The 20,974-nt window shown below is 64.8% G+C and carries 25 protein-coding genes and 2 pseudogenes; 16 read left to right on the top strand and 11 right to left on the bottom strand.

All coding sequences use genetic code 11. The features are described from left to right. Positions 1 to 7 precede the first annotated feature (7 nt). Complete coding sequence (locus tag ACZYHG_RS16510) at positions 8 to 385, top strand: SRPBCC family protein (protein ID WP_464609442.1); 378 nt, start codon at positions 8 to 10, stop codon at positions 383 to 385. 34 nt (positions 386 to 419) lie between these two features. On the opposite strand, the gene ACZYHG_RS16515 is transcribed toward ACZYHG_RS16510, so the two are convergent. Continuing rightward, positions 420 to 1,247 carry a helix-turn-helix transcriptional regulator gene (locus ACZYHG_RS16515; protein ID WP_464609443.1) on the bottom strand — a complete coding sequence of 276 codons (828 nt, stop codon included), beginning with the start codon at positions 1,245 to 1,247 and terminating at the stop codon, positions 420 to 422. Between the two features lie 100 nt (positions 1,248 to 1,347). Between ACZYHG_RS16515 and ACZYHG_RS16520 the strand changes: the two genes are divergently transcribed. Further along, the gene (locus ACZYHG_RS16520; protein WP_464609444.1) at positions 1,348 to 2,238 is read left to right on the top strand and encodes an SDR family oxidoreductase; all 891 of its coding nucleotides are present in this window, start codon (positions 1,348 to 1,350) and stop codon (positions 2,236 to 2,238) included. Between the two features lie 15 nt (positions 2,239 to 2,253). Here the strand turns inward: ACZYHG_RS16520 and ACZYHG_RS16525 are convergent, their stop codons facing one another. Then, on the bottom strand, positions 2,254 to 2,949 hold the full coding sequence (locus ACZYHG_RS16525; RefSeq protein WP_464609445.1) for a dihydrofolate reductase family protein: 696 nt from the start codon (positions 2,947 to 2,949) through the stop codon (positions 2,254 to 2,256). A 158-nt stretch (positions 2,950 to 3,107) separates the two neighbouring features. Between ACZYHG_RS16525 and ACZYHG_RS16530 the strand changes: the two genes are divergently transcribed. The 5 genes and pseudogenes from ACZYHG_RS16530 (at position 3,108) to ACZYHG_RS16550 (ending at position 7,713) form a co-directional block, all read left to right on the top strand. Further along, positions 3,108 to 3,668 carry a dienelactone hydrolase family protein gene (locus ACZYHG_RS16530; RefSeq protein WP_464609446.1) on the top strand — a complete coding sequence of 187 codons (561 nt, stop codon included), beginning with the start codon at positions 3,108 to 3,110 and terminating at the stop codon, positions 3,666 to 3,668. A 265-nt stretch (positions 3,669 to 3,933) separates the two neighbouring features. Next, complete coding sequence (locus ACZYHG_RS16535) at positions 3,934 to 4,881, top strand: substrate-binding domain-containing protein (RefSeq protein ID WP_027030223.1); 948 nt, start codon at positions 3,934 to 3,936, stop codon at positions 4,879 to 4,881. A gap of 298 nt (positions 4,882 to 5,179) precedes the next feature. Further along, positions 5,180 to 5,629 (top strand): annotated as a pseudogene (locus ACZYHG_RS16540) (ATP-binding cassette domain-containing protein); the annotation flags it as partial. Between the two features lie 354 nt (positions 5,630 to 5,983). Next, positions 5,984 to 6,703 (top strand): annotated as a pseudogene (locus ACZYHG_RS16545) (ATP-binding cassette domain-containing protein); the annotation flags it as partial. Beyond that, complete coding sequence (locus ACZYHG_RS16550) at positions 6,700 to 7,713, top strand: ABC transporter permease (protein WP_464609447.1); 1,014 nt, start codon at positions 6,700 to 6,702, stop codon at positions 7,711 to 7,713. The pseudogene ACZYHG_RS16545 and the gene ACZYHG_RS16550, both read left to right, overlap by 4 nt. A gap of 36 nt (positions 7,714 to 7,749) precedes the next feature. On the opposite strand, the gene ACZYHG_RS16555 is transcribed toward ACZYHG_RS16550, so the two are convergent. Further along, the gene (locus ACZYHG_RS16555) at positions 7,750 to 8,328 is read right to left on the bottom strand and encodes a flagellar basal body-associated protein FliL (protein WP_464609448.1); all 579 of its coding nucleotides are present in this window, start codon (positions 8,326 to 8,328) and stop codon (positions 7,750 to 7,752) included. A 104-nt stretch (positions 8,329 to 8,432) separates the two neighbouring features. Continuing rightward, entirely contained in the window at positions 8,433 to 8,795 is a 363-nt protein-coding gene (locus tag ACZYHG_RS16560; protein ID WP_464609449.1) for a hypothetical protein, read from the bottom strand. Between the two features lie 173 nt (positions 8,796 to 8,968). Between ACZYHG_RS16560 and ACZYHG_RS16565 the strand changes: the two genes are divergently transcribed. After that, positions 8,969 to 9,271 (top strand): hypothetical protein, encoded by a 303-nt coding sequence (locus tag ACZYHG_RS16565; RefSeq protein WP_464609450.1) that lies wholly within the window; start codon positions 8,969 to 8,971, stop codon positions 9,269 to 9,271. 268 nt (positions 9,272 to 9,539) lie between these two features. Here ACZYHG_RS16565 and ACZYHG_RS16570 read toward each other — a convergent pair whose 3' ends face one another. Further along, a complete protein-coding gene (locus ACZYHG_RS16570; protein WP_464609451.1) occupies positions 9,540 to 10,244 on the bottom strand; it encodes an XRE family transcriptional regulator in 705 nt (234 codons plus the stop codon). A gap of 26 nt (positions 10,245 to 10,270) precedes the next feature. On the opposite strand from ACZYHG_RS16570, the gene ACZYHG_RS16575 reads away from it, so the two are divergent. After that, on the top strand, positions 10,271 to 10,702 hold the full coding sequence (locus tag ACZYHG_RS16575; RefSeq protein WP_464609452.1) for a hypothetical protein: 432 nt from the start codon (positions 10,271 to 10,273) through the stop codon (positions 10,700 to 10,702). A gap of 131 nt (positions 10,703 to 10,833) precedes the next feature. After that, entirely contained in the window at positions 10,834 to 11,511 is a 678-nt protein-coding gene (locus tag ACZYHG_RS16580; protein WP_464609453.1) for a GcrA family cell cycle regulator, read from the top strand. A 2-nt stretch (positions 11,512 to 11,513) separates the two neighbouring features. Here the strand turns inward: ACZYHG_RS16580 and ACZYHG_RS16585 are convergent, their stop codons facing one another. Next, a complete protein-coding gene (locus tag ACZYHG_RS16585; protein WP_032925487.1) occupies positions 11,514 to 11,831 on the bottom strand; it encodes a DUF982 domain-containing protein in 318 nt (105 codons plus the stop codon). A gap of 90 nt (positions 11,832 to 11,921) precedes the next feature. Beyond that, positions 11,922 to 12,203: a DUF982 domain-containing protein gene (locus tag ACZYHG_RS16590; protein ID WP_464609454.1), complete on the bottom strand. Its 282-nt coding sequence runs from the start codon at positions 12,201 to 12,203 to the stop codon at positions 11,922 to 11,924. Between the two features lie 92 nt (positions 12,204 to 12,295). Here ACZYHG_RS16590 and ACZYHG_RS16595 point away from each other — a divergent pair, with 92 nt between their 5' ends. Genes ACZYHG_RS16595 through ACZYHG_RS16605 form a run of 3 tightly spaced genes read left to right on the top strand, consistent with a single transcriptional unit; the run spans position 12,296 to position 13,776 of the window. Next, positions 12,296 to 12,907, top strand: a complete 612-nt coding sequence (locus ACZYHG_RS16595; protein ID WP_464609455.1) for a YdaU family protein — start codon at positions 12,296 to 12,298, stop codon at positions 12,905 to 12,907. Beyond that, the gene (locus ACZYHG_RS16600) at positions 12,828 to 13,133 is read left to right on the top strand and encodes a hypothetical protein (protein ID WP_464609456.1); all 306 of its coding nucleotides are present in this window, start codon (positions 12,828 to 12,830) and stop codon (positions 13,131 to 13,133) included. The genes ACZYHG_RS16595 and ACZYHG_RS16600 overlap by 80 nt, the downstream gene beginning before the upstream one ends. Before the next feature lie 49 nt (positions 13,134 to 13,182). Further along, positions 13,183 to 13,776, top strand: coding sequence for a DUF6456 domain-containing protein (locus tag ACZYHG_RS16605; RefSeq protein WP_464609457.1), 594 nt, complete (start codon positions 13,183 to 13,185; stop codon positions 13,774 to 13,776). Between the two features lie 141 nt (positions 13,777 to 13,917). Here the strand turns inward: ACZYHG_RS16605 and ACZYHG_RS16610 are convergent, their stop codons facing one another. Then, complete coding sequence (locus ACZYHG_RS16610; RefSeq protein WP_464609458.1) at positions 13,918 to 14,679, bottom strand: alpha/beta fold hydrolase; 762 nt, start codon at positions 14,677 to 14,679, stop codon at positions 13,918 to 13,920. Positions 14,680 to 14,776: 97 nt separating this feature from the next. Here ACZYHG_RS16610 and ACZYHG_RS16615 point away from each other — a divergent pair, with 97 nt between their 5' ends. Then, positions 14,777 to 15,676 (top strand): LysR family transcriptional regulator, encoded by a 900-nt coding sequence (locus ACZYHG_RS16615; RefSeq protein WP_464609459.1) that lies wholly within the window; start codon positions 14,777 to 14,779, stop codon positions 15,674 to 15,676. Between the two features lie 110 nt (positions 15,677 to 15,786). On the opposite strand, the gene ACZYHG_RS16620 is transcribed toward ACZYHG_RS16615, so the two are convergent. Next, positions 15,787 to 17,763, bottom strand: coding sequence for an acyltransferase family protein (locus tag ACZYHG_RS16620; protein ID WP_464609460.1), 1,977 nt, complete (start codon positions 17,761 to 17,763; stop codon positions 15,787 to 15,789). A gap of 793 nt (positions 17,764 to 18,556) precedes the next feature. On the opposite strand from ACZYHG_RS16620, the gene ACZYHG_RS16625 reads away from it, so the two are divergent. Both ACZYHG_RS16625 and ACZYHG_RS16630 read left to right on the top strand, forming a co-directional pair. Continuing rightward, positions 18,557 to 19,267 carry a hypothetical protein gene (locus tag ACZYHG_RS16625; protein ID WP_464609461.1) on the top strand — a complete coding sequence of 237 codons (711 nt, stop codon included), beginning with the start codon at positions 18,557 to 18,559 and terminating at the stop codon, positions 19,265 to 19,267. A gap of 434 nt (positions 19,268 to 19,701) precedes the next feature. After that, the gene (locus ACZYHG_RS16630; RefSeq protein ID WP_464609462.1) at positions 19,702 to 20,376 is read left to right on the top strand and encodes a Crp/Fnr family transcriptional regulator; all 675 of its coding nucleotides are present in this window, start codon (positions 19,702 to 19,704) and stop codon (positions 20,374 to 20,376) included. A 29-nt stretch (positions 20,377 to 20,405) separates the two neighbouring features. Here the strand turns inward: ACZYHG_RS16630 and ACZYHG_RS16635 are convergent, their stop codons facing one another. Both ACZYHG_RS16635 and ACZYHG_RS16640 read right to left on the bottom strand, forming a co-directional pair. Beyond that, positions 20,406 to 20,681 (bottom strand): hypothetical protein, encoded by a 276-nt coding sequence (locus ACZYHG_RS16635; protein WP_464609463.1) that lies wholly within the window; start codon positions 20,679 to 20,681, stop codon positions 20,406 to 20,408. 129 nt (positions 20,682 to 20,810) lie between these two features. Further along, positions 20,811 to 20,957: a hypothetical protein gene (locus ACZYHG_RS16640; protein WP_464609464.1), complete on the bottom strand. Its 147-nt coding sequence runs from the start codon at positions 20,955 to 20,957 to the stop codon at positions 20,811 to 20,813. Positions 20,958 to 20,974: the final 17 nt, after the last annotated feature.

The raw sequence follows: 20,974 nt of genomic DNA on the forward strand, positions 1-20,974 counted from the left end.
TTGGCAGGTGCTGACGACGCCGGGGATAATCCCGCAATGGATGTCGGACGAGGAACTGACCGTCAGCCTCCAGGGACATGCCGGCGGCGCGATCGTGATACGCGGGCTGCTGCATGGCATGCCGTTCGAGAACCATGGCACCGTCCGGGCCTTCGAGCCGGCGAAGAGCTTCGCCTACAGCTACTGGAGCACGCTGTCGGCCTCGCGCCTGGCGGACGTACCGGAAAACCACACGCTCGTCAGCTTCGCCCTGGCCTCGGCGGACGAGGGAACGCTGCTGACGCTGACGCTCAGCGACTTCGCCGAACCGGCGATCCGCCCGCATGCCAATCTCTACTGGGGGCCGACCCTGCAGATTTTGAAGGCGGTGTGCGAGCGAAGTTGAGGAGGCGCCATCGCAGCAGATGGCCGGCCAGCCTTCAGCCTTTGAGGCCCTTGGCCAGCGCGCGAATACGGTCGGCGACATCGCTGTCGATCGGATTGTAGACCGTCAGGTTCAGATCCGGCCGGCCGTCGACAGCGAAGGACGAATATTCCATCTCGATGTCACCCAGTTCGGGATGCTTCAGGCGCTTTGTTCCGTCGCCATGGGCGAGCACGTCGTTCTCTTGCCACAGGGTGGCGAATTCGGGGCTGCCGGCGCACAGTTCTTCCACCAGCTGGGTGACCTCGGAGACCGCGCCGGCGCGTGCCGCATCGGCCCGGAAGGCGCCGACCACGAAACGGGCGAGGTTTTGCCAATCGTGCTGCTTGGCGCGGATGTGGGGCGTGAGGAACATGAAGCGCAGGACGTTGCGCCGGCCCGCGGGAAGGGAGCCATAGTCGGTCAGCACGATCTCGGCGGCGCGGTTCCAGGCAACGACGTCCCATGTCGCGGTCTTGATCAGGGCAGGGCTGGCGTCGAGCGTGTCGATGAGGCGCTGTAGCCGGGGGCTGACGCCCTCGTCGCCCCGATACCGCACCTCGGGCGGGCGCCCGAGCCCGAGCATGAACAGATGTTCGCGCTCCGCCTCGGTCAAAAGCAGCCCCTTGGCGATGCGGTTCAGCACGTCGGCCGAGGGCGCGCCGCCACGGCCCTGTTCTAGCCATGTGTACCAGGTCGGGCTGATGTTGGCGCGCTGGGCGACCTCTTCGCGGCGCAGCCCCGGCGTGCGCCGGCGCCCGGAAAATCCGAACGAGGCGGGGTCGAGCCGGGTGCGCCGGTCCTTCAGGAAGGCCGCGAGCGTGCCAGGGGAATTGGTGGGCATCCTGTTAGGCATCCTGTTAAAGATTATACCACGATAAGATCACTACTTTAATGGGATAATAGACCTTCGATATTACGCAGGCAACCACAGGAGAATTTGCATGCGTATCTTTCTCACCGGCGCGACCGGTTTCATCGGCTCGGCCATCGTCCCCGAACTCATCAAGGCCGGCCATCAGGTGATCGGCGTCACCCGCTCCGATGCCGGCGCAGAGGCGCTGGCTGCCGCCGGCGCCGAGGTGCATCGCGGAATTTTGGAAGAGCCAGAGGGCCTGCGCGATGGCGCGGCCAAGGCGGACGCCGTGATCCACACCGCCTTCGACCACGACTTTTCGCGCTTTGCCGAGAACTGCGAAAAGGACAGCCGTGTCATCGCGGCCCTGGGTGCTGCGCTTGCCGGCTCCGACCGGCCGCTGGTGATCACCTCGGGTGTCGGCATGGGCAGCCCCGGACATGGCGAACTGGCGGTCGAGGACGTCTTCAACGCCAGCCATCCCAATCCGCGCATTGCCTCGGAACTGGCCGGCAATGCCTTGCTGGAGGCTGGCGTCAATGTCTCGGTGATGCGCCTGCCGCAGGTCCACAACACGTTCAAGCAGGGGCTCATTTCGCCGCTGATCGAGATCGCGCGCCAGAAAGGCGTCTCGGCCTATGTCGGCGAAGGCCGCAACCGCTTTTCGGCGGGGCATGTCCTCGACGCGGCGCACCTCTACAGGGTTGCGGTGGAAAAGCGCCAGCCCGGCGCGCGCTATCACGCCGTCGGCGAGGAAGGCGTTGAAGTGCGCGCCATCGCCGAGGCGCTCGGACGGGGCCTGAAATTGCCGGTCGTTTCGATCGCGCCGGAGAAGGCGGCGGAGCATTTCGGCTGGATGGGCATGTTCGCGCCCATGGACCTGCCGGCCTCCAGCGCGCTGACCCAGGCACGGCTCGGCTGGCATCCGACCGGCCCGACGCTGATCGCCGACCTGGATGCGATGCGATACCCCGATTGAGGAGGGTGGTGCGCGTCAGCGCGTGACGGCATAGCGCAAGTGAACAAGCCCATGCGCCAGGGTTTTGCAGTCTGTAAGCGACAGTTGCATCTTGCCGGCAAGGCCGCTTTCGCCGAACTCGACAAAGCCCTGGTTCGCCGCCCGCGCATCGAGCGCGGGGGCAATGAGAAGACTGAGCTCATCAACCAGCCCGGCCGCGAAGAAGGAGCCGTTGATGCCGGCGCCGCCTTCGAGCAGCAGCCGGCGGATTCCCAGTTCGCGCCCGAGCACATCAAGCATGGCGGCGAGGTCGATATCCGTCGTTTCCGACACGATGTAGGACACGCCGTCGGCGGCGAGCTCCGCCAGATGGCTGTCAGCCACGTCATGCCCGAGCAGAACCACGACATGGTCCCCGCCAATGTCTGACTTGGAGAAATGCACCTTGCCCGAGGCATCGAGCGCCACGGCATAGCTGCCTGCATCGCGTTGCGCGAAATGATGCGGCCGCTCTACCTTGCCGGCATGCGCCGGCGGGTGCGCGGCGGCCTTGCTCATCTCGGCCATGGTGACACGGCCGACGATCCAGCCGTCTCCTTGGAGATCGCCATGGATCTGTTCATAGAGGCCTGACCATTCGGCCCGGGTTCCGTCGGGGCTGGTGGTGTAGCGGCTCGGATGCAGGCTGCCGTCGAGCGAGGCGAGCATATGGCAGATGATGTGCGGCTTCATGCTGTTCTCCGGATGTGGCCTTGAGAAGGATCGAAAATAGTGCCGTGCCCGCAGAATGGAAGCCGTCGCCCGCTTCGATGCGGCATACCCGAGGACATTGAGGCGGTGGACTGCGGGAGATACCATCGAGGAATCTCAGTGAACGCCAGGACCGGTGCATGACCAGCCTCATTCTGTTTCACTCGGTTCTCGGTCTGCGCGAGAACGAGCGCCGTCTTGCGCATCGACTTCGCGCCGCCGGCCATGCCGTCACGCTGCCGGACCTCTATCAAGGGGCAGCGACGGACGATATCGATGAAGGCTTCGCAATCAAGGCGCGCATCGGCTGGGACGTCATTTGCCGCAGCGCGCGGGAGGCTCTGGAGGCGACACCCGGCGACGCGGTTCTGGCTGGCATTTCAATGGGCGCCGGCGTGGTGGCCGAAGTCTGGGCATCGCGCCCGCTGGCTGCCGGAGTGCTGTTGCTGCATGGCCTCGCGACAGTTCCTTCGACTGTGCGGCCGGGCCTGCCGGTTCAAGTGCATGTCGCGGACACCGATCCCTTTTTCCCCGACTGGGATGTCCGCGCTTGGGAGAAAGACGCGAAGGCTTCGGGAGCGGCTGTGCGGGTCGACCGCTATCCAAACGCGGGCCACTATTTCTCGGACCCGGCACTGCCCGACTACAACGAGACGGCGGCGGCGCAGCTCTGGAGCCGTGTTCTGGCGTTCATGAAATAGACGAAGCCGCTCTGCCTGGGAATCCAAAATTCCGATAATTGGCCACCCAGCACTGTTATATCGATGTTGCACAAATGGTTGACCCTGGGTTAGCATCCTCGGGCTGATGCCGATGGGAGGCAGTTTTTGCAACGGATATCAGCTGGAGCGGCATGCGCCGTCTTGCGCAAGGAGGATGCTCCAACACTTTGAACCGACGCATTATCCCTTCCCAAGACCGATCCCGGTCCTGGGGATGATGCGTCTCTGTGGAGGAGGATCAACCATGAACAGACGTGAATTCCTGCTGTCGTCCGCGGCGTTCGGCGCCATGATGCTGGCCGCACCCTCGGTGTTTGCCGAAGACAAGCTCACCATCCTTGGCTCGGTGCCCAATCTCGGCTTTCCGTTCTTCGTGCACATGCTGAACGAGATCAAGGCGGAAGCCGCCGCACAAGGCGTCAATTTGACCGAGAGCGACGGCCAGAACTCGGCCACCAAGCAGACTGCCGACATCGAGGCGGCCCTGGTGCAGAAGGTCAACGCCATCGTGATTTCGCCGCTCGACGTCAACGCGTTGGCGCCGGCCATCGAGGAAGCGGTCAAGGCCGGCGTTCCCGTGGTGACGATCGACCGCCGCGTCGACGGTGTCCAGGGCATCCTCGCCCATGTCGGCGCCGACAATGTCAAGGGCGGCGAGGCGGAAGCCAGTGCCATGGTGGCGGCATTCCCGAACGGCGCCAAGCTGTTCCACCTGCAGGGCCAGCCGGGTGCCGGCCCCGCCATCGATCGCAACAAGGGCGTGCACAATGTGCTCGATCCGCTGAAGGACAAGTACCAGATCATCTTCGAGCAGACCGCCAATTTCGCGCGCGCCGAAGCGCTGTCGGTGACCGAAGCGGGGCTCGCCGCCAACGGCAAGCCGGACGCCATCATCTGCGCCAATGACGACATGGCGCTCGGCGCGCTGGAAGCGTGTGCGGCGCGCAACTTCACTGACGTCAAGATCTACGGTTTCGACGCGCTGCCGGAAGCGCTGGTTGCGGTACGCGACGGCAAGCTCGCCGGCACGGTCGAACAGTTCCCCGGCCAGCAGTCGCGCACCGCCGTGCAGATCGCGGTCGCCTACGCCAAGAACAAGACCGAGCCGAAGGAGAAGCTGGTGCTGTTGACGCCGATTGTTATTGGCAAGGATAATCTGGATAAGGCGGAAAGGTTGAGCGAGACGAAGTAGGGCTGATTGGGTGAGGCCGGCGGGACAGCGCCCCCCTCTGCCCTGCCGGGCATCTCCCCCTCAAGGGGGAGATCTGCTGTCATCGCCGGCTTAGCCAATCTCCAGCGTTTCATGGGAAGCGCCGACAACGAAGCTGCCAATCTCCCCCCTTGAGGGGGAGATGTCCGGCAGGACAGAGGGGGGCGTTCAAGCGCTGACGGAGCCCGGATGAACTTCACTAAGGAAGCCACCCTTGCCAGTTGAAGCCACAGCTCCCGTCCTGCTCGCCGTCGAGGGCGTCACCAAGCACTTTTCCGGTGTCGCCGCGCTGAGCGATGTTTCGCTCGACATCCGCCCCGGCGAAATCCTCGGCCTGCTCGGCGAAAACGGTGCCGGCAAGTCGACGCTTCTGAAAATCCTGTCGGGCGTCATGCCGCCCTCCAGCGGGCGCATTACCTTCGACGGCGCCGACTACGCGCCCGCCAGCCCGCAGGACGCCAAGCGGCTTGGCATCGTCACCATCTACCAGGAACTCAGCCTGATCCCGACGCTGACGGTGGCGGAGAACATTTTCATCGGCCGCGCGCCAGTCGGGCCGCTCGGGCTGGTCAGCTGGAAGCGGATGGAGCGGGACTCCCGCGATATAATCGCCCGCGTCGGCCTTTCCATCGACCCGATGACGCCGGTCTCGGCGCTGTCGGTGGCCGAGCAGCAACTGGTCGAGATCGCCCGCGCACTGTCACTAAAAAGCCGGCTGATCATTATGGACGAGCCGACCTCGGCGCTGACCGAGACCGAGGTGCAGCGGCTGTTGAAGATCATGGGCCGGCTGCGCCAGGACAAGGTCGCCATCATGTTCGTCACCCACCGGCTGGAGGAGGCCTCGGCCATCTGCGACCGCATGACGGTACTGCGCGACGGCCGGCTGGCCGGGCATCTCGACCGTGAGGGTGGTCCGATCCAGTTGCCGCGCATCATCGAAAAAATGGTTGGCCGCGCGGCCTCTGAACTCTATGCCCGACCGGCACAGCGCGCGTTGGCCGGCGATGTCGTCCTGTCGGTGCGCGGCCTGCGCACCGTGCGCGATCCCGAGGCGCCGCACGCCATCGTGCTCGACGGTGTCGACATCGACCTCAAAGCCGGCGAAATCCTCGGCGTCGCCGGGCTTGTCGGTTCCGGCCGCACGGAGCTGGCGCGCGCCATTTTCGGCGCCGACCGGATCGCGGCGGGCACCATCACGCTTCAGGGCAAACCGATCGCGCCGGCCTCGCCGGCGGATGCCATCGCGCTCGGCATCGGCCTGGTGCCGGAAGACCGCAAGCACCAGGCGATCTTTGCCGCGCTCGGCATCCTGCCCAATTTCTCCGTCGCCTCGCTTGGCCGCTTCAGCAACGGTTTCGGCTTCATGGCCGAGCGGCGCGAGCGCGATGCATTGTCCGGTTTCAGAAAAATGCTGTCGATCCGCATGGCCTCGGCCGAGCAGGCGATCGAGAGCCTGTCGGGCGGCAACCAGCAGAAGGTGATCCTGGCGCGCTGGCTGGCGCGCGATCCAAAAGTGCTGATCGTCGATGAGCCTACGCGCGGTGTCGATGTCGGCGCAAAGGCCGAAGTCCACCAGATCCTGGTGCAGCTTGCGGCGCGTGGCATCGCGGTGATGATGATCTCGTCGGAACTGTCCGAGGTGCTGGCGGTGTCGGACCGCATCGTCACCATGCGGCGCGGCCGCATCACCGGGCAGATGCCGGGCGTCGAGGCAAACGAGGAAAAACTCATGGAACTGATGGCGCTCGACAGAAAGCCACAGGACGAGAGGCAGTCATTGGATGAAGGGCGGGCACGATGAGCGTGAGCGAACAGAATGAGCGCGGCGGCATCAATGTCGCGCGGCTGTTGATGAGCTTCGGGCCGCTGCTGTTCCTGGTGGCGCTGATCGTCGTCTTCACCGTTTTGAAGCCGAGCTTCATGGATCCGATCAATCTGTTCAACATCACGCGGCAGATCTCGATCACCGGGCTGATCGCGCTCGGCATGACCTTCGTCATCCTCACCGCCGGCATTGATCTCTCGGTCGGCTCGCTGCTTGCCTTTTGCGGCATGGTCGCCGCCGTCGTCGCCAAGGGCGGTACCGCCAACACGCTGTCGCTGTCGACCACGGGCACACAAGGCTATGGCTGGTTCGCGGCACTGCTCGCCGCCGTGGTGGTGGGGGCTGCTGCCGGCGGCGTGCAGGGGCTCGCCATCACCAGGCTGAAAGTGCCGCCCTTCGTCGTCACGCTGGGCGGGCTGACGGTGTTTCGCGGGCTGACGCTGACCATCTCCAATGGCGGCCCGATCTCGGGCTTCGACGCCTCGATGCGCTGGTTCGGCACCGGCCTGATCGGCCCGGTGCCGGTGCCGGCGATCATCTTCGCCATCGCCGCGATCCTGTGCCACATCGTGCTGCGCTACACGCGCTATGGCCGCGCTGTCTATGCGGTTGGCGGCAATGCCGAGGCGGCAAGGCTGTCGGGGCTACGCGTCGACCGCATCCTGGTCTCGGTCTATGTCATTGTCGGCTTCTTCGCCGGCCTCGCCGCCTTCGTTTTATCGGCCAGGCTGAACTCCTCGGAAGCGGTGGCCGGCATCGGCTACGAGCTGACGGTCATCTCCGCCGTCGTCATTGGCGGCACCTCGCTGTTTGGCGGCATCGGCTCGGTCGGCGGCACGGTGGTGGGCGCGGCGTTGATCGGCGTGCTGCAGAACGGGCTGCAGTTCAACAACGTGTCGTCCTACACGCAGAGCATTGTGATTGGGCTGATCCTGATCCTGGCGGTGGCGTTTGATCGCTGGCTGAAGTCGCGGGTGAGGCGATAGGGGCGAGAGGTCTGCCTCGCACCAATCTACGCCATTTCAACCCGCCAGCTTCTCCTCGATGATCTTCGCCGAACCCGGCACCAGCTGCCCGGTATGGTCGTAGCGCAGCACCACCACCCAGTTGAAGACGTCGCCTGGCCATCTGCCGTCCGGCAGCAGCGCCTTGGGGTCGGCGCCGAAGGCCTTGATCAGCTTGGCCAACTGGCCGTGATGCCAGGCGATCAGGATCGACTTGCCGTGGCTTTCGGTCGCCAGCGCCGCGACGAGGTTCTGGACTTCATGGTCGGCGAAGCGCTGGTCGATGGGCAGCTTCAAGGCCTGGCTGAGGGGTGTCAGCGTCAGCCTTTCGCGCGCGCTGTTCTTGGAATCGGCGCTGGCCACCAGCATATCGGGCCGGAACGGCGTGCCGTCGAGCATGAAGGGCTGGAAATAGGCGACATAGGCTTGCGCACGGGCTTCGCCGGCGGGCGACAGGCCGGGGCCGCTGTTGGGCTTTTCGCCATGGCGCACGATCAGCACGGTGGCGTCGGCGAGCCCCGTCGTGCTGTCGCCGGCGGCATGGGCGGACAGGGCAAGCGCCATTATCCACAGGGCGGCGAGAACAAGGCGTTTCATGGTGGTCCTTCCCTGGTTTTCGAGGCCACCAATCAGCGCAGCATTCCGACAGAATCAGGGCCGGCTTGGTGTCAGGCCGCCGGATAATCAAGATGCCCGGCGCCTCAGGCGGCTTCGCGCACCCACAGGCGGTGGCCATAGCGACGGAAGAAGCGTGCCACGAGACGCTGCTGTCTCGCCCTGACGAGATCGGGCAAGCGCCGCTCCTGGCGCCAGCGCGGCATGTTGCGCCAGCAAGCGATGAAGCGGGCGGTATCCTCGATGGCTTCCTGCGCCGACAGCGCCGGGCCGATCGCGGCCACGAACAGCGGTTCCGATTGTTTCAGTTCGTCGATGACGGCCTTGCGCCTGAAATGGTCGTGGCGGGCCTGCGCGATGCCGTTGCGGCGGATCGCCTCGAAGGCTTCGAGCAAAGCAGGGCTGTCGCCGGTGTAACCGCAGGCGCGGGCAAAATCGGCGGCATCCATCACTGCTCCCGGGTCTGATGCTACAGCGACTCACATTTACGAGTTTATATAAGTGTAACTCAAAAATCTGTGGAAGGGAAACTTTTGGGAAAGTGTTAAAACTGCGACTCGACTCTCCGTCCAAAACACACGAATATGTGAACAAATCAGGAACAAAAGGCGAGGGAGGGGCGATGGCATTGCCAGGCAAGGAGTCAGTGGTTGCGCAAGTCGCCTCGATCTCGGTCGAATGCGCCGATTGCGGCCGCAACAGATGGTGGCGGCCTGATCAGCTGAAGCGGTTCGGGGTGAACGGCAACACGCTTGTGGCCGCGCTTTCAGCGCGCATGCGCTGCTCGGCCTGCCGCGCCGAAGGGTTGCCGGGTGCCAACATTACGATCCAGGCGGCGTTCATCGACGAGCGCCAACGCGTGCGCAGCGAAGCGAAGATGCTGAGCGACAGGGAGGTGCCGGTGGAGGGGTCGAGGCGGGGGTGAGGCGGGGGTGAAGGGGTGGTTCTTCCTTCTCCCCTTGTGGGGTGAGCGGCCGGTTCGCGAAGCGAATTCATAGTGCCGGTGGCACGATGAAAGGCTGGCGAACGCCGGGACGCTGCGCGGCAGCGGGGACCCGGCAGGTGGATCGGCCACCACCCGGCCCTTCGCAGGCTCAGGGCGTTCGAAGTTCGAAAAGCCAAGCAATTGGCTTTTCGTCCGCTAACGCGGACCGCTTCTCACCCCACAAGGGGAGAAGGAAAGGGAGCGCGCCTCAATACCCCAGCAATTCCTTCAGCGGTATAACCCGCCAGACATGCTTGATCGCGTAGCGGTTGAAGGTGATCGTCTTGGGCGGATTGTATTGTTCGACCACCAGCTCGCCCGCGGTGCGCTTGACCAGCTTCTTGACGAAGGCCTTGCCGTTCTTTTCGTTTTCTTCCGGAAACGTCTCGATCACCACATGGTCGCCCGGCACCGCGTCGCGGCCGCCGCAATAGATCAGGTCGCCGGGTTCGTAGCGTGGCACCATGGAATCCGAGAGCACGTGCAGCGCGAACACCTTTGGCAGGTTGCGCACGCCCGGCGGGCGCTGGACGTAGCCGGCCGGCTCGCCGTTGAAGGTGAAGTCGCCGTCGTCGCCGCCGACGGCGGCGCCCAGCACCTCGATATCCATTGATCCGGCCGGCAACGGTCCGGCATCGGTGACGATCTCGGCATCGGCCACCGGGCCGGCATCGTCGAGGAAGACGACCTGCCCTTGGCCGAGCGCGACGGGGTCGACGCGCAGGAAAGCGGCGGTCTTCAACAGGTTCTCGGTCTTGGGCAGATTGCGGCCGGTTTCCCAATTGCCGACGGCGGCGACATCGGTGTCGTTGTGCTCGGCAATATGGCGCATGACCAGGCCACGCTGCTTGCGCGCCTGGCGTATCGCCGCCCCGACCTTGATCGACAGTTCCGTTTTGGCCATGGCGCCCATCTGAGCGATGAAAGCAGCTCTCGTCTATGAAAGAATGGCTTGCATCTATTTTTGAGTTATGCTTATATCTGGCCATGCAGAACCTGTCCAGCTTTCAAGGCGCCGTGGCGCCGGCCTCTTGTGAGGCGCATCCGGTGACCGAAGTCACCAGCCATTCCCTTCCGCCCCGGCCGTCCTCCTCCCCGGCCGGGGCGAAGCCCGAGCGCCTTGATGCCTCGGGTCCGGTCCGCCCGTCGCCGGCGGCCGGAACGGCCGGAGCCGCCGCTCCCCGCGGCTCCGGCCCCTCATTCGACCGGCCAGCTGCCGGTCCCTATGCGCGCTCCTGCATCCACACCCAGGACGGCACCGTCATCCTGTTCGAGCCGATGACGGGCAGGGCGGTTTCCGCCCCCGACAGAAAGACGGGGGAGGCGCGGCTGGCGCGCCTCGCCGCCGTGCACTCGATCCGCTCCGGCTGATCCGGGCCGCGAGCCGGCTCTCATACCGAACACCCTGACCGTGGCCCGCACCGGGCCCGAACCCTGACGCATGGCCGACGGCGTGCGCTTTCGAGCGTGGTCGAAGGCGGACCCATGGATGGAGCCCCGACATGGCAAGCTATAGCGACGCCGAATTGCAAGAGATCGCCCGCTGGCTGAACGAGGGGCTCTCGGCCTCAAGGATTGCGGCGGCGTTCAGCGCGCTGCGCGGCAGCGCTGTGTCACGCAACGCCATTATCGGCATCGTCCACCGCAACGCCATGCTGGGCGCCATCGGCTTTGCCAATGGCAAGGGAATGCCGGCCGGCGCCAAACGCGTCGCGGGGGCTGCGGCCAAGCAGGCGAGCCGAACGCCTGCGAAGGGCAGGGCAGATGACAAGACGGCCGGCGGAAGGGCAGCCGAGAAGCATGCCGCCAGGAGCATCGAACCAAGAAAGAACAAAGCCCGGACCAAGCACAACGCCTCGCCAGCCTGGCTGCCACCGCGACTGTTCGTGCGCGAGGTGGGGGTGCTGATCGCCGATGGCGAAGCCTACCGTTTCAAGGTGCCGGCGCCACAGCGCGGCCCGATCGGCCGCCAGCCGCATGGCGTGGCGATGCGCTTCATCGACTGCCTGTTTTCCCGTTGCCGCGCGCCGCTCGACCTGATGCTGGAAGAAGACCCGCAAAACGATGCACCGGGCAGCCGGCCCGGCGCCGACATGCTGTGCTGCGGCATGCGCACCAGGGCGCTGAAAAGCTATTGCAGCTACCACCAGGCACGGTTTCAGAGGCGGGTCTGCGCGTGAGCCTATTTCGGCGCCTGCCGGCCCTGCTTCGGCATGCGGCTCTGCACGCTGCGTGGCTCCAGCATCATGGCCGGGCCGCTGGCTTCGACCAATATGCCGGCAACGCGGGCAAAGCCGGTGAACACTTTCATGGCGTCGGATTGCGATATCTGCGCTGCGATGGCGGCGCTGCAGGCATTGAGCGCGCTGCGGTAGACGTGGCCGCGCCGTTCGATCGGCCAGCGCTGCAGGAAATCGGCGGCGTCGCTGACGCTGTCGATTTCCTCGACATGCCCGTCGAGCGATACTTTGAGCGGCACTCCGGTTTTCATCGTACCCATGGCGTTCACCCTGGCGTTTCGTGCGGTGTAAAAGCCCGCTTGTATAAACGCACAAGCCAGGCGGGCGGTTGCATCACGGTTGGCGCCGGCTCATGGATTGGCGGCTGCGTCCAGCCAGTCATGGGCTCGGCTTCTCGGCTTGGCCACCAGAATGCCTTGCTGCCTTGCCGCCTTTGTGAAGGCTTCGAAAGCAATGCGCGGGCAGCAGCTGCCCTCGACGGCAAGTCCGATCAGCCGCGCGGCATCAGAATAGGCCGGCTTTGCCTTGTCGGGCCATTGCTGGCGCAACGCTTTCTCCGCTTCGGCCACCGAGCCGACCAGCATGGTCTTGTTGTCGCTAAAACGCAACGTAAGCGGCATGAAAGCCGTCATCGGCAAACCTCCCTCTGGCATGATCGCGTCACAACGTGCGGGCTGGCGGCTGGTTCCATCGGCCTGAGGGTGGCCACGGCATGGAGGGCGGCATGAGCGAGCGGCCCTTCATGCAGCTCTACGTCTCCGATTTCGTCGGCGACACGTTGCAGCTCTCGACCGAACAGATCGGCGCCTACATGCTGCTTTTGATGGCGATGTGGAACGCCGGCGGCAGCCTGCCCGACGATGACGCCAAGCTCGCGCGGGTTGCGCGGCTGTCCCTCAAGAGATGGCGCGCCATCAGCACCGATCTCATGACCTTCTTCGAGCGCGAGGCGGGCGAGATCGGCCACAAGCGGCTGAGCAGGGAGCTGCAAAAGGCGCAGGTCAAAAGCGAAGCGAGAGCGGCCGCCGGGGCGCGCGGCGGTGCCGCCACCGCCTTGAAAACAAAGGCGCATGTCCCAGCAAATGCCGATGGTTTGCCTCGGCATTCTCCAGACTCCAGAAACCAGAAGGAAAAGGCTGGCGCCTTTTCCCGCGCAAACACGACAGCTCCCGTTTTGTCAGGAAAGAAATCCGGCTGGCATAGGCCGAAGACCCACACCGACGCCGCCAAGGCCATCATCGAGGAGATCGAGACCCATGACCGCAGCCGAATTGCAGCAGGCGACGAAGGCGCTGGCCGCGATGTTCTCATGCTTCCCGCAATCCGCCCTGACTGATGTCGAGATGCAGTTGCGCGGCTATCTCGGCGCCGTGCGCGACGCCGAGCTTGCTGATTTGCAAGCCGCCATCCAGCGCTTCGTGCGCGGCGAGGTGAAGAGCGGCAACGCCCAGTTCTGCCCGTCAAGCGCGCAGCTCTGCATTGAGGTGCGGGAAAGGCGGACGATGCGCGAGCTACTGGCGAGAAGGGCGGCCTCGGTTCCCGCGAAGCTGGCGGCGGGATGACCCCTCTAACCGAAACACCGCACCCCAATCCCCAACAAGGAGCCACCCCATGCCCAGGAAAGCCAAAGCCGCCAAACCGCAAGCCCCCAAACTGCCGATGGGCGAGGCCGAGCAGGTGCGCATCCGCCGCGAGGTCGGCCATGACTTCGCGCTGAAGGACGACGCCTTCGGCCGCAAGCGGCTGGCCGCCGGCACGGCGGAAGCGCGGCGCGTCTACGAAGTGTCGAATGATGGCTACACCTCCACCGGCGGCATCGTGCGGGTGCGCACGGTCGACCCGCTCATCGGCCTCACCTCGCTGTCACGCCAGCAGCGCGAGGCCGGCCAGCGCTACCGCGAGGACTTCCACTGCAGCCAGCAGGCCAGCGTCAAACCGATGCGCTGGAGTGAGCGCATCGACGGCGGCCGCCACGGCGGCGGCATCGCCGACAGCGTGCTGGACGCCGGCCGCGCGCATGCCGCCGCCACCAGGGCGGTCGGGCATTGGGATGTCGCGGCAGTGGTGCAACACGTCTGCTGCGCGGGGGAGTCGGTCAAAGGTGTGGCCGAGCAGACGGGGGAAGGCCGGGACGTGGTGACGAAGCTGCTGAAGGTCGGGCTGGACCTGCTGGCGGTGCATTATGGGATGATGATGGGGCGGTGAGGGGGAGAGAGCCGCAACAATCCGGCCGGCGATGCCGGCCGGATCCCGCTTCATCACGATCAGGTCATCCGCACCAGGCGCGACCTCGTTGCATGGATCCGCAAGGCAACCATGTGGGCGCCCGGCGCGAGACGACCAGCTTCACTTTACCGAAGCGGCCGCATCCTCGATTACCGCGGTGACTTCCGACGGATGCGACATCGGGAGCAAATGGCCGCCGTGGATCTCGACGACCTTGGCGCCCGAGCGTTTGGACATCCGCCGCTGCAGATCCGGCGCAATGGTGCGGTCTTCCGTGGCAATGGCTGCCCAGCTTGGCGTATTGTGCCATGCTGCGGCTTCGGCCTTGTAGCCGAAAATCGCCGTATTCGCGGGCGTCTGGAACATGGCGGTATAGCGTGCCTCGGCTTCGGGCAGACCGTTCGCCACATCGGCGATCCAGGCGTCGGGCTTTACAAGGTAGAAGCCGTCCTTGAACACGGTAAGCGCGTCCGCCGGTAGCTTGCCGGGAATGGAGGCATTGAGGAAGCCCAGGCTTTCGCCGATCTCGGGCTGGAACGCAGCCACATAGACGAGAGCACGGACCTGCGGCTCGGTGCCGGCCTGGCTGATCACCATGCCGCCATAGGAATGACCGACCAGCACGACGGGCCCATCTTGCGCGTCGATCGCGCGGCGGGTGGCGGCGATGTCGTCCTGAATGGAGGTCATCGGCAGTTGCACCACGGTGACATGATACTTGTCGGCTGTCAGGCGTTCGTAGACGCCGCGCCAGGCGCCGCCATCCATGTTCATTCCGTGCACGAGCACGATATTGCCGGCTTTCGCCGCTGCGGGCGCGGGCAGTGCCGCGGCGGCGGCAACAATCATGAGCGAGGCGAGAAGGGTGCTGATCCTGTCCATTTTGAAGCTCCGGTTGGTTGGAGCCAGAGACGTAAGGCGAATTGCATTTCGCCATTAGAGTGATTTATATGAATGGGTCTATCATGCTGGATGATAAATGGATCGTCGCGATATTGCCGACCTGCTCGTGTTCCAGGCCATTGTGGAGGCGGGCAGCTTCACACGGGCCGCTTCCGTCATGGGGCGTGCGCAGTCCGGCCTGAGCCAGACCATCAGTGCATTGGAGGCGCGGCTGGGCGTGCCCTTGCTTGCGCGATCCACCCGCAGCGTGCGGCCAACAGAGGCGGGCCGCCGCCTGCTCGATCGGATCACGCCTTCGCTGCGCCAGATCGAAAGCGGGCTGCTGGAGTTGCAGGACAGCCGCGACCAGCCGTCCGGCACGTTGCGGCTGACCGTGATGGAATACCCGGCGCGTGCCATTCTGGTGCCGGCGCTGAGCGAATTCCTGACCATCCATCCGGGTGTACGGGTCGACATCCATGTCAGCGATCGGTTCGTCGACATCGTCCAGGGAGGGTTCGATGCCGGCATTCGCTTCGGAGCGCATCTGGAGAAGGACATGGTGGCTGTTCCGGTGGGGCCGGATGTCAGCGCGGCCATTGTCGCCGCGCCGGCTTACTACTTCAGGAGGGGCCGGCCCGTCCGGCTCGAGGATCTTGCGGCGCATGACTGCATCAATTTTCGCACGGCAAGCCATGGCGACGTTTACCGCTGGATGTTTAGGGACGGTGCGCGCACGGTCGACGTGCCGGTCGAGGGCGCCGTCATCGTCAATGATGCGCCTGTGATGATCGAAGCCGCGTTGGCTGGCCTGGGGCTGGCCTACATCTTCGAAACGCACGTTGCCGGGCATCTCGCCTCGGGACGTTTGGAAACGTGTCTGGAAACGTTCTGCCCCGTCTGGTCGGGCTACCATCTCTACTACCCGAGCAGGCACCAGAAATCGGCCGCGCTTACGGCCCTCGTCGAGCATCTGCGCTACAGGCGGCATGCGTAGGGTGCGCCGGAACCGGTGACGCGGGCCGCTCTGCAAGGGCAATTCCAGGAAAAGTGTGAACGGTTTTCCCGGGAAAGCGCGGTGAGCTTTCCCTAGAGCCGCTCACCCCCTCAAAACAGCGCCTTCTCCAACGGCCCCTCCAGCGTCTCCGCAAACGCCGTCGTCAGATGGTGCCGGTCACGAAACGCCAGCTTGCCTGATATGAAGACGTGGCACTCGGTCGGGCCGCAGAATTGGTCGGTGAGGTCGACGTAGCGCGTGTCGGGGACGCTTTGGACCACGGCGCGCTCTTGCGCCGCGGCGCTGTCATTGGCGGCTTGCGCTCTCGGTGTGTCGCAGCGCGAGGGGGCTTCGCGCCACCAGAGCGCGCGGGCCACGCAGGAATCGGCAAAACTGTCGCCGATCGGGGTGTCGCGGATCACCGCCGTCTCGACGCCGGCCTGGCTGAAGGCCTGCAGCGTGGAGCGCAGGCCTTCCTGCCAGCGCGCGGTCTCCTGGCCGCGCTCGGCGGCGGGCATGTCGCGGGTCAGGTTGCCGATCGAGAATTCCGAGATCACCACCAGGCGCGGCCTGGCCTGGATGATGTCTGCTATCGCCTGTTCGCGCCAGGCGTCGCATTCGGTGTAGTCGCGTTTCAGCACCGCGCTGAAGGTTGGCAGCCGTGAGGCGCGGCATGAGGATTTGAGATAGGTGACCACCTTGGTGTCGTTGCGGCTCGCCGCCTCGACCAGCGGCGTCGACCAGTGGTCGGCGTGCGAATCGCCGAACAGCACGATGGTGTGGGCGGCGTCGGCCTTGCCGAATGTGCAGGGTTTGGGCGTCACCGTGTGGAAGTCGAGCAGGCAGTTTTCGTCAGTGGCGCGCGCGGTGGAGGGCTGTTGGGCGGCTTCCTCGATGCCGCGCTGGGCCGGGTCGATATTGCGCGTGGCGAAATGCGCGCTGGCATAGGCTGCCACCACGCCCACGCCCGTCAACGCCAAAGCGGGAGCCAGCGCCCATTTGCCCGCTGCCAGCCAGGCGCCGCGCCGCGCCGGGTTCTCGATCAGATGATAGGTCAGGAACGCCAGCACCAGCGCCAGCGCGCCGCAGCCAAGGCGCTGCGGGATGGTGAGATCCGGCACCAGCATGCCGGCATAGACGATGACGGGCCAGTGCCAGAGATAGAGCGAATAGGAGAGCGTGCCGATCCATTGCAGAGGCGGCAGCGACAGAACGGAAGCTGGCGCCAGGGCTCGCCAGCCGGCCGGGCTGGCTGTCTCCGGGGCGGGTTCTTCACCGGCGCCGCCCAGCAGCACCAGCACCGTGCCTATGACCGGCAACAGCGCGTACCAGCCGGGGAAGGACATGTCTTCGCTCAAGCGGAGATAGGCCGCCGCGATCAGTGCCAGGCCAAGCCAGCCCTGTACCGCGCGCAGCCCGGGCCGGTGTTGCCACAAGGCCGCCGGCGCCAGCGTCGCCAGGCCGCCGGCGGCGAACTCCCAGGCGCGCAGCGGCGAGAAATAGAAGGCCCAGGCCGGCGAGAGGCTGGTGAGCCACAGACAAGCGATAAAGGAGGCGAGGCCGGCGACGCCGATCACCATCACCGCCATGCGCCGGCCCTGGTGCAGCCAGGCGGCAAAGAGCAGCAGCGCCGGCCAGACGAGATAGAACTGCTCCTCCACCGACAGCGACCAGAAGTGGATGAAGGGATTGCTGAACGCATCGGCGGCGAAATAGTCGAACGACCAGCGCAGCAGCCACAGATTGATGGCATAGGCCGACGCATACATGGCGCCGTGCGAATAGAGCGCCTGCTCCTGCGGCGCCAGGATGAAATAGCCCGTGCCAAGCGTCGCCAGGATGACGAAGACGGCGGCCGGCAGAAGGCGCCGGGCGCGCCGGGCATAGAAACGCCAGAGGTCGAGCCTGCCGGTCTCGGTGATCTCGCGCATCAGATGCGTCGTGATCAGCCAGCCGGAGATGACGAAGAAGATGTCGACGCCGGCAAAGCCGCCGGGCAGTGCCGTGAGGCCGAAATGATAGGAAACGACCCCGCCGACCGCCAGCGCGCGCAACCCCTGTATGTCAGGCCGGAATGATGCCGCCATGGTAACTCCTTCGCTGCGCCCAGCCGTCCTCCCGTATCGATCTGGCCAAAACAATATTGCAGTGCAGCAAATTTTTCGCAACGCAACATGGCGAAAAAGGGAAAATGGCGGAAATCAACTTCCCGGCAGAGCGCGCATCGCTTGGAATTTTAGCTGCCGCTTGACAAACGTCGATGCCGCAGCCCTATTCCGGGTCGAGGGATTGGCAGGGATCAACAAATGAAGAAAACCTATATGAAGCCGGTGCTTGTAAAGCGCGAGAGATTGTCGACCGTCGTGGCGGAATGCCCCATCTCGAACTGCAAGTGACATGAAGAAAGCGTATGAAAGGCCGACGCTTGTTCGGCGTGAAAAGCTCTCTGCCATCACCGCCGGTTGCACGCCTTCGTCCTGCCCATAGCGCAGGGCGGACGTTACAGCGGCATGGTCGACGGCAACGCCGCCAGTGCGATCAACATTTCGCGATTTTCGCGGGGGTCGTTCAGGTCTGGCTTGACATGGGTTGGGCGGCTCGCTCCACTCACCGCCTTTCCTTGGGCATGGGGACATTGATGAAGAAGATTTACCACAAGCCGACGCTCGACAAGCGCCAGCAGCTTTCCCGCATCACCGCGGCCGCGGTCAGCTCGTCGGGTGGCCCGAAACCCTGATCGAGGTTTGGGAAGACCGGCGCTGCTGACCTGTTCGGGCTCGCAATCTTGCCGGACCATATTGTCTGGCAATCGCCGCTGATGGTTTCAGCCATGCTGCAGGTTCTGGAAGATGAGCCGCCCTTGCTGATATAGAGCGCCGCATGAAGGCAGGATTGAGCGCAAGGCGGTTTCGGGTCGAGGTGGTTGCAGCGCCGCGTTTGCCCGGCGCCTGGGGATCGGCGACCGTCAACATCTTCGACGGCGACAGCTGGATTGGGGCGTATGAGCGCAACTATCCCAGCTTTGGGGCAGAAACCTTCGAACCGTTCGAGATCGATGGCGCCTGGTATGCGCTCTACTCCAGCGACTACACCGCAACGCGGGTGATGAGCCTACCGGCTTGCAAGGATTTGGGAGGCGAGGAGTGCGCACCCGATGGCTTTTGCCCGGTCGAGTTGTATGTGCCGCGCTACAGGAAGGTGACTTACACAAGACGGGCGACCGGCCAACTAGAAGAGAAATGGGTGTTCGAAGCTCGGGCCGAGACGTTCAAACTGCAGGAAGACAATGCGTATGATCATGGCTGGTCGATCGGCCCCTGGTTGTCGCTGACCACCGGCTTCGTCGCCGGCTGTATCTGGGGCGACGATTCGACCTGGAAGGTCCAACTGTTCGATCTGTCGGAAGCGGCCTGCGGCAAGATCGTCCGCACGGAGCGGTTCGGTCACCTGGCGCTTGCCGAGGGCATCTCGCTCGCCAGTTCCCTCGACTTCGATCGCCATATGCCGGATTGGGAGTTGCGGGCGACCATCATCCGGCGCGAACGCCGCGACGTCGCCACCGGCAAGCTAGTCGACCCCCGCGACGAATAGGCCTACCGAGCCGGCTCGGTCACCTTGCGGCCGCGCGTCAGATAGGCCAGCAGGCCTAGCAGTAGGAACCCCACCACCCAAGCACACGACAAAGGCGGCAACGCCGATGGCGGCACCCAGGTCGACACCGAGGCTGAACACATTGGTGCTCAAGCCTGGCAGTCAGTCCGCCGCGCCCGCCCAAGATCGGCCGTGTGCGCGATTAGTGCATGCGTGCGCAGTCAATTTTGATCCAGATCAATGCGACGAACGCTTTTTGGCGGAGGCTCACCGTTCGAGGCGCAATCGCCTTTCGGGGCGGGGTCTCCAGCGGTCGAACGGCCGCCGTGGTTTCATCACGTGGGAGGTGAAGCATGCAAAGCCCAACCATTCGGCCACTTTGTGAGCCGTGTGACGTTCGCCGGACCTCGTCGTGCGGCCATTTCAGCAGGGAATTGCGCGACGAACTCGCGGCCATTTCCCATCTGCGGGCCTTCCGCAGGGGCGAAACCGTGCAGGCTGAAGGCGAAGAGGTGCCCTTTGTCGGCAATGTCCTGTCGGGGATGTTGCGCGTTCAGGCGAACGTCGGCGGCGAACGGCGCCGGATCGTCGGCTTGCTGCTGCCGTCGGATTTCTACGGCAGGGCGCTTACGGGTCTGTCGAAGGTGACGATATCGGCAGCCTGCGACGCCATCGTCTGCTGTTTCGAACGCGACGCCCTCGACAAGCTGTCGGCGCGCTTTCCGGAGCTCGGGCGGGAGTGGATGAACAACGGCCTCGACGAGATCGACGCGGCACGCGACTGGGTAGCCCTTCTCGACAGCCCTTCCGTCACCGCACTGATTGCCAGTTTCCTGCTCATGCTGTGCCGGCGCACCGAGGCCTGCATGGTGACGCCGACGGGAAGGCTGCTGGTGAGCATCCCGATCAGCCGCAGCGACATGGCGGCCTGTCTCGGCACGACGATCGAGACCGTCGGCAGGATCATGCTGAAGCTGAGCAACCTCAACATCATCAGGGTTCATGAGCCCCGCCATTTCGAAGTCCTCGACGAGGCAAGGCTGATGAAACTCTCGGGGCACGAGGAGCTGGTGCGCTACAACCGCGTCCCGCTGGCGATCGCGTCCTGATCGCGGCGGCGTCGCCTGGGGGAAGGGCCTTAGCGAACCGGCTCGGTCACCTTGCGGCCGCGCGTCAGATAGACCAGCAGGCCGAGCAGCAGGAACCCCACCACCCAGCACACGACAAAGGCGGCGACGCCGATGGCGGCACCCAGGTCGACGCCGAGGCTGAACACATTTGTGCTCAGGCCCGGCAGCTGGTCCGACGCGCCCATGCCGGCATCGGCGGCCCACAGCATCAGTATGTTGAAGCCGATGAACAGGAGCAGGAAAAACCAGCCGAACAAGCCGCGCTTGCGCCTGACCGCTTCCATGCCCCGTGCCTCCGCCGACTTCCCCAATGGCACGACAATCGCCGATCGGCCTTTGCGGCGCAAGCCACGAGCCTGAAGCAAGACAGCCCCGCGAACGGGGCTGTCTGAAGCGCTATTCCATCGAGCGATTTAGCTGCCGCCGTTCAGCTTCACGCTGCTGCAGAATTCCGGATGGCTATTGGCGGGGCTGGCGTTCTTGGCCTCGTCGGCGCACGCCGTCGTCATCGAGGTCTTGTCGTCCGGTTTCAGTGCCGCGGTATCGCTGCGGAGGCTCACAGCGAACGCGGATCGCG

Source organism: Mesorhizobium subarcticum, from assembly GCF_055456085.1.

Excerpts from the sequence above, each read along its gene's own strand:
- ACZYHG_RS16515 (WP_464609443.1), bottom strand. The coding sequence starts at position 1,247 with ATGCCCACCAATTCCCCTGGCACGCTCGCGGCCTTCCTGAAGGACCGG.
- ACZYHG_RS16520 (WP_464609444.1), top strand. The coding sequence starts at position 1,348 with ATGCGTATCTTTCTCACCGGCGCGACCGGTTTCATCGGCTCGGCCATC.
- ACZYHG_RS16525 (WP_464609445.1), bottom strand. The coding sequence starts at position 2,949 with ATGAAGCCGCACATCATCTGCCATATGCTCGCCTCGCTCGACGGCAGC.
- ACZYHG_RS16530 (WP_464609446.1), top strand. The coding sequence starts at position 3,108 with ATGACCAGCCTCATTCTGTTTCACTCGGTTCTCGGTCTGCGCGAGAAC.
- ACZYHG_RS16535 (WP_027030223.1), top strand. The coding sequence starts at position 3,934 with ATGAACAGACGTGAATTCCTGCTGTCGTCCGCGGCGTTCGGCGCCATG.
- ACZYHG_RS16550 (WP_464609447.1), top strand. The coding sequence starts at position 6,700 with ATGAGCGTGAGCGAACAGAATGAGCGCGGCGGCATCAATGTCGCGCGG.
- ACZYHG_RS16555 (WP_464609448.1), bottom strand. The coding sequence starts at position 8,328 with ATGAAACGCCTTGTTCTCGCCGCCCTGTGGATAATGGCGCTTGCCCTG.
- ACZYHG_RS16560 (WP_464609449.1), bottom strand. The coding sequence starts at position 8,795 with ATGGATGCCGCCGATTTTGCCCGCGCCTGCGGTTACACCGGCGACAGC.
- ACZYHG_RS16565 (WP_464609450.1), top strand. The coding sequence starts at position 8,969 with ATGGCATTGCCAGGCAAGGAGTCAGTGGTTGCGCAAGTCGCCTCGATC.
- ACZYHG_RS16570 (WP_464609451.1), bottom strand. The coding sequence starts at position 10,244 with ATGGGCGCCATGGCCAAAACGGAACTGTCGATCAAGGTCGGGGCGGCG.
- ACZYHG_RS16575 (WP_464609452.1), top strand. The coding sequence starts at position 10,271 with ATGAAAGAATGGCTTGCATCTATTTTTGAGTTATGCTTATATCTGGCC.
- ACZYHG_RS16580 (WP_464609453.1), top strand. The coding sequence starts at position 10,834 with ATGGCAAGCTATAGCGACGCCGAATTGCAAGAGATCGCCCGCTGGCTG.
- ACZYHG_RS16585 (WP_032925487.1), bottom strand. The coding sequence starts at position 11,831 with ATGGGTACGATGAAAACCGGAGTGCCGCTCAAAGTATCGCTCGACGGG.
- ACZYHG_RS16590 (WP_464609454.1), bottom strand. The coding sequence starts at position 12,203 with ATGACGGCTTTCATGCCGCTTACGTTGCGTTTTAGCGACAACAAGACC.
- ACZYHG_RS16595 (WP_464609455.1), top strand. The coding sequence starts at position 12,296 with ATGAGCGAGCGGCCCTTCATGCAGCTCTACGTCTCCGATTTCGTCGGC.
- ACZYHG_RS16600 (WP_464609456.1), top strand. The coding sequence starts at position 12,828 with ATGACCGCAGCCGAATTGCAGCAGGCGACGAAGGCGCTGGCCGCGATG.
- ACZYHG_RS16605 (WP_464609457.1), top strand. The coding sequence starts at position 13,183 with ATGCCCAGGAAAGCCAAAGCCGCCAAACCGCAAGCCCCCAAACTGCCG.
- ACZYHG_RS16610 (WP_464609458.1), bottom strand. The coding sequence starts at position 14,679 with ATGGACAGGATCAGCACCCTTCTCGCCTCGCTCATGATTGTTGCCGCC.
- ACZYHG_RS16615 (WP_464609459.1), top strand. The coding sequence starts at position 14,777 with ATGGATCGTCGCGATATTGCCGACCTGCTCGTGTTCCAGGCCATTGTG.
- ACZYHG_RS16620 (WP_464609460.1), bottom strand. The coding sequence starts at position 17,763 with ATGGCGGCATCATTCCGGCCTGACATACAGGGGTTGCGCGCGCTGGCG.
- ACZYHG_RS16625 (WP_464609461.1), top strand. The coding sequence starts at position 18,557 with ATGAAGGCAGGATTGAGCGCAAGGCGGTTTCGGGTCGAGGTGGTTGCA.
- ACZYHG_RS16635 (WP_464609463.1), bottom strand. The coding sequence starts at position 20,681 with ATGGAAGCGGTCAGGCGCAAGCGCGGCTTGTTCGGCTGGTTTTTCCTG.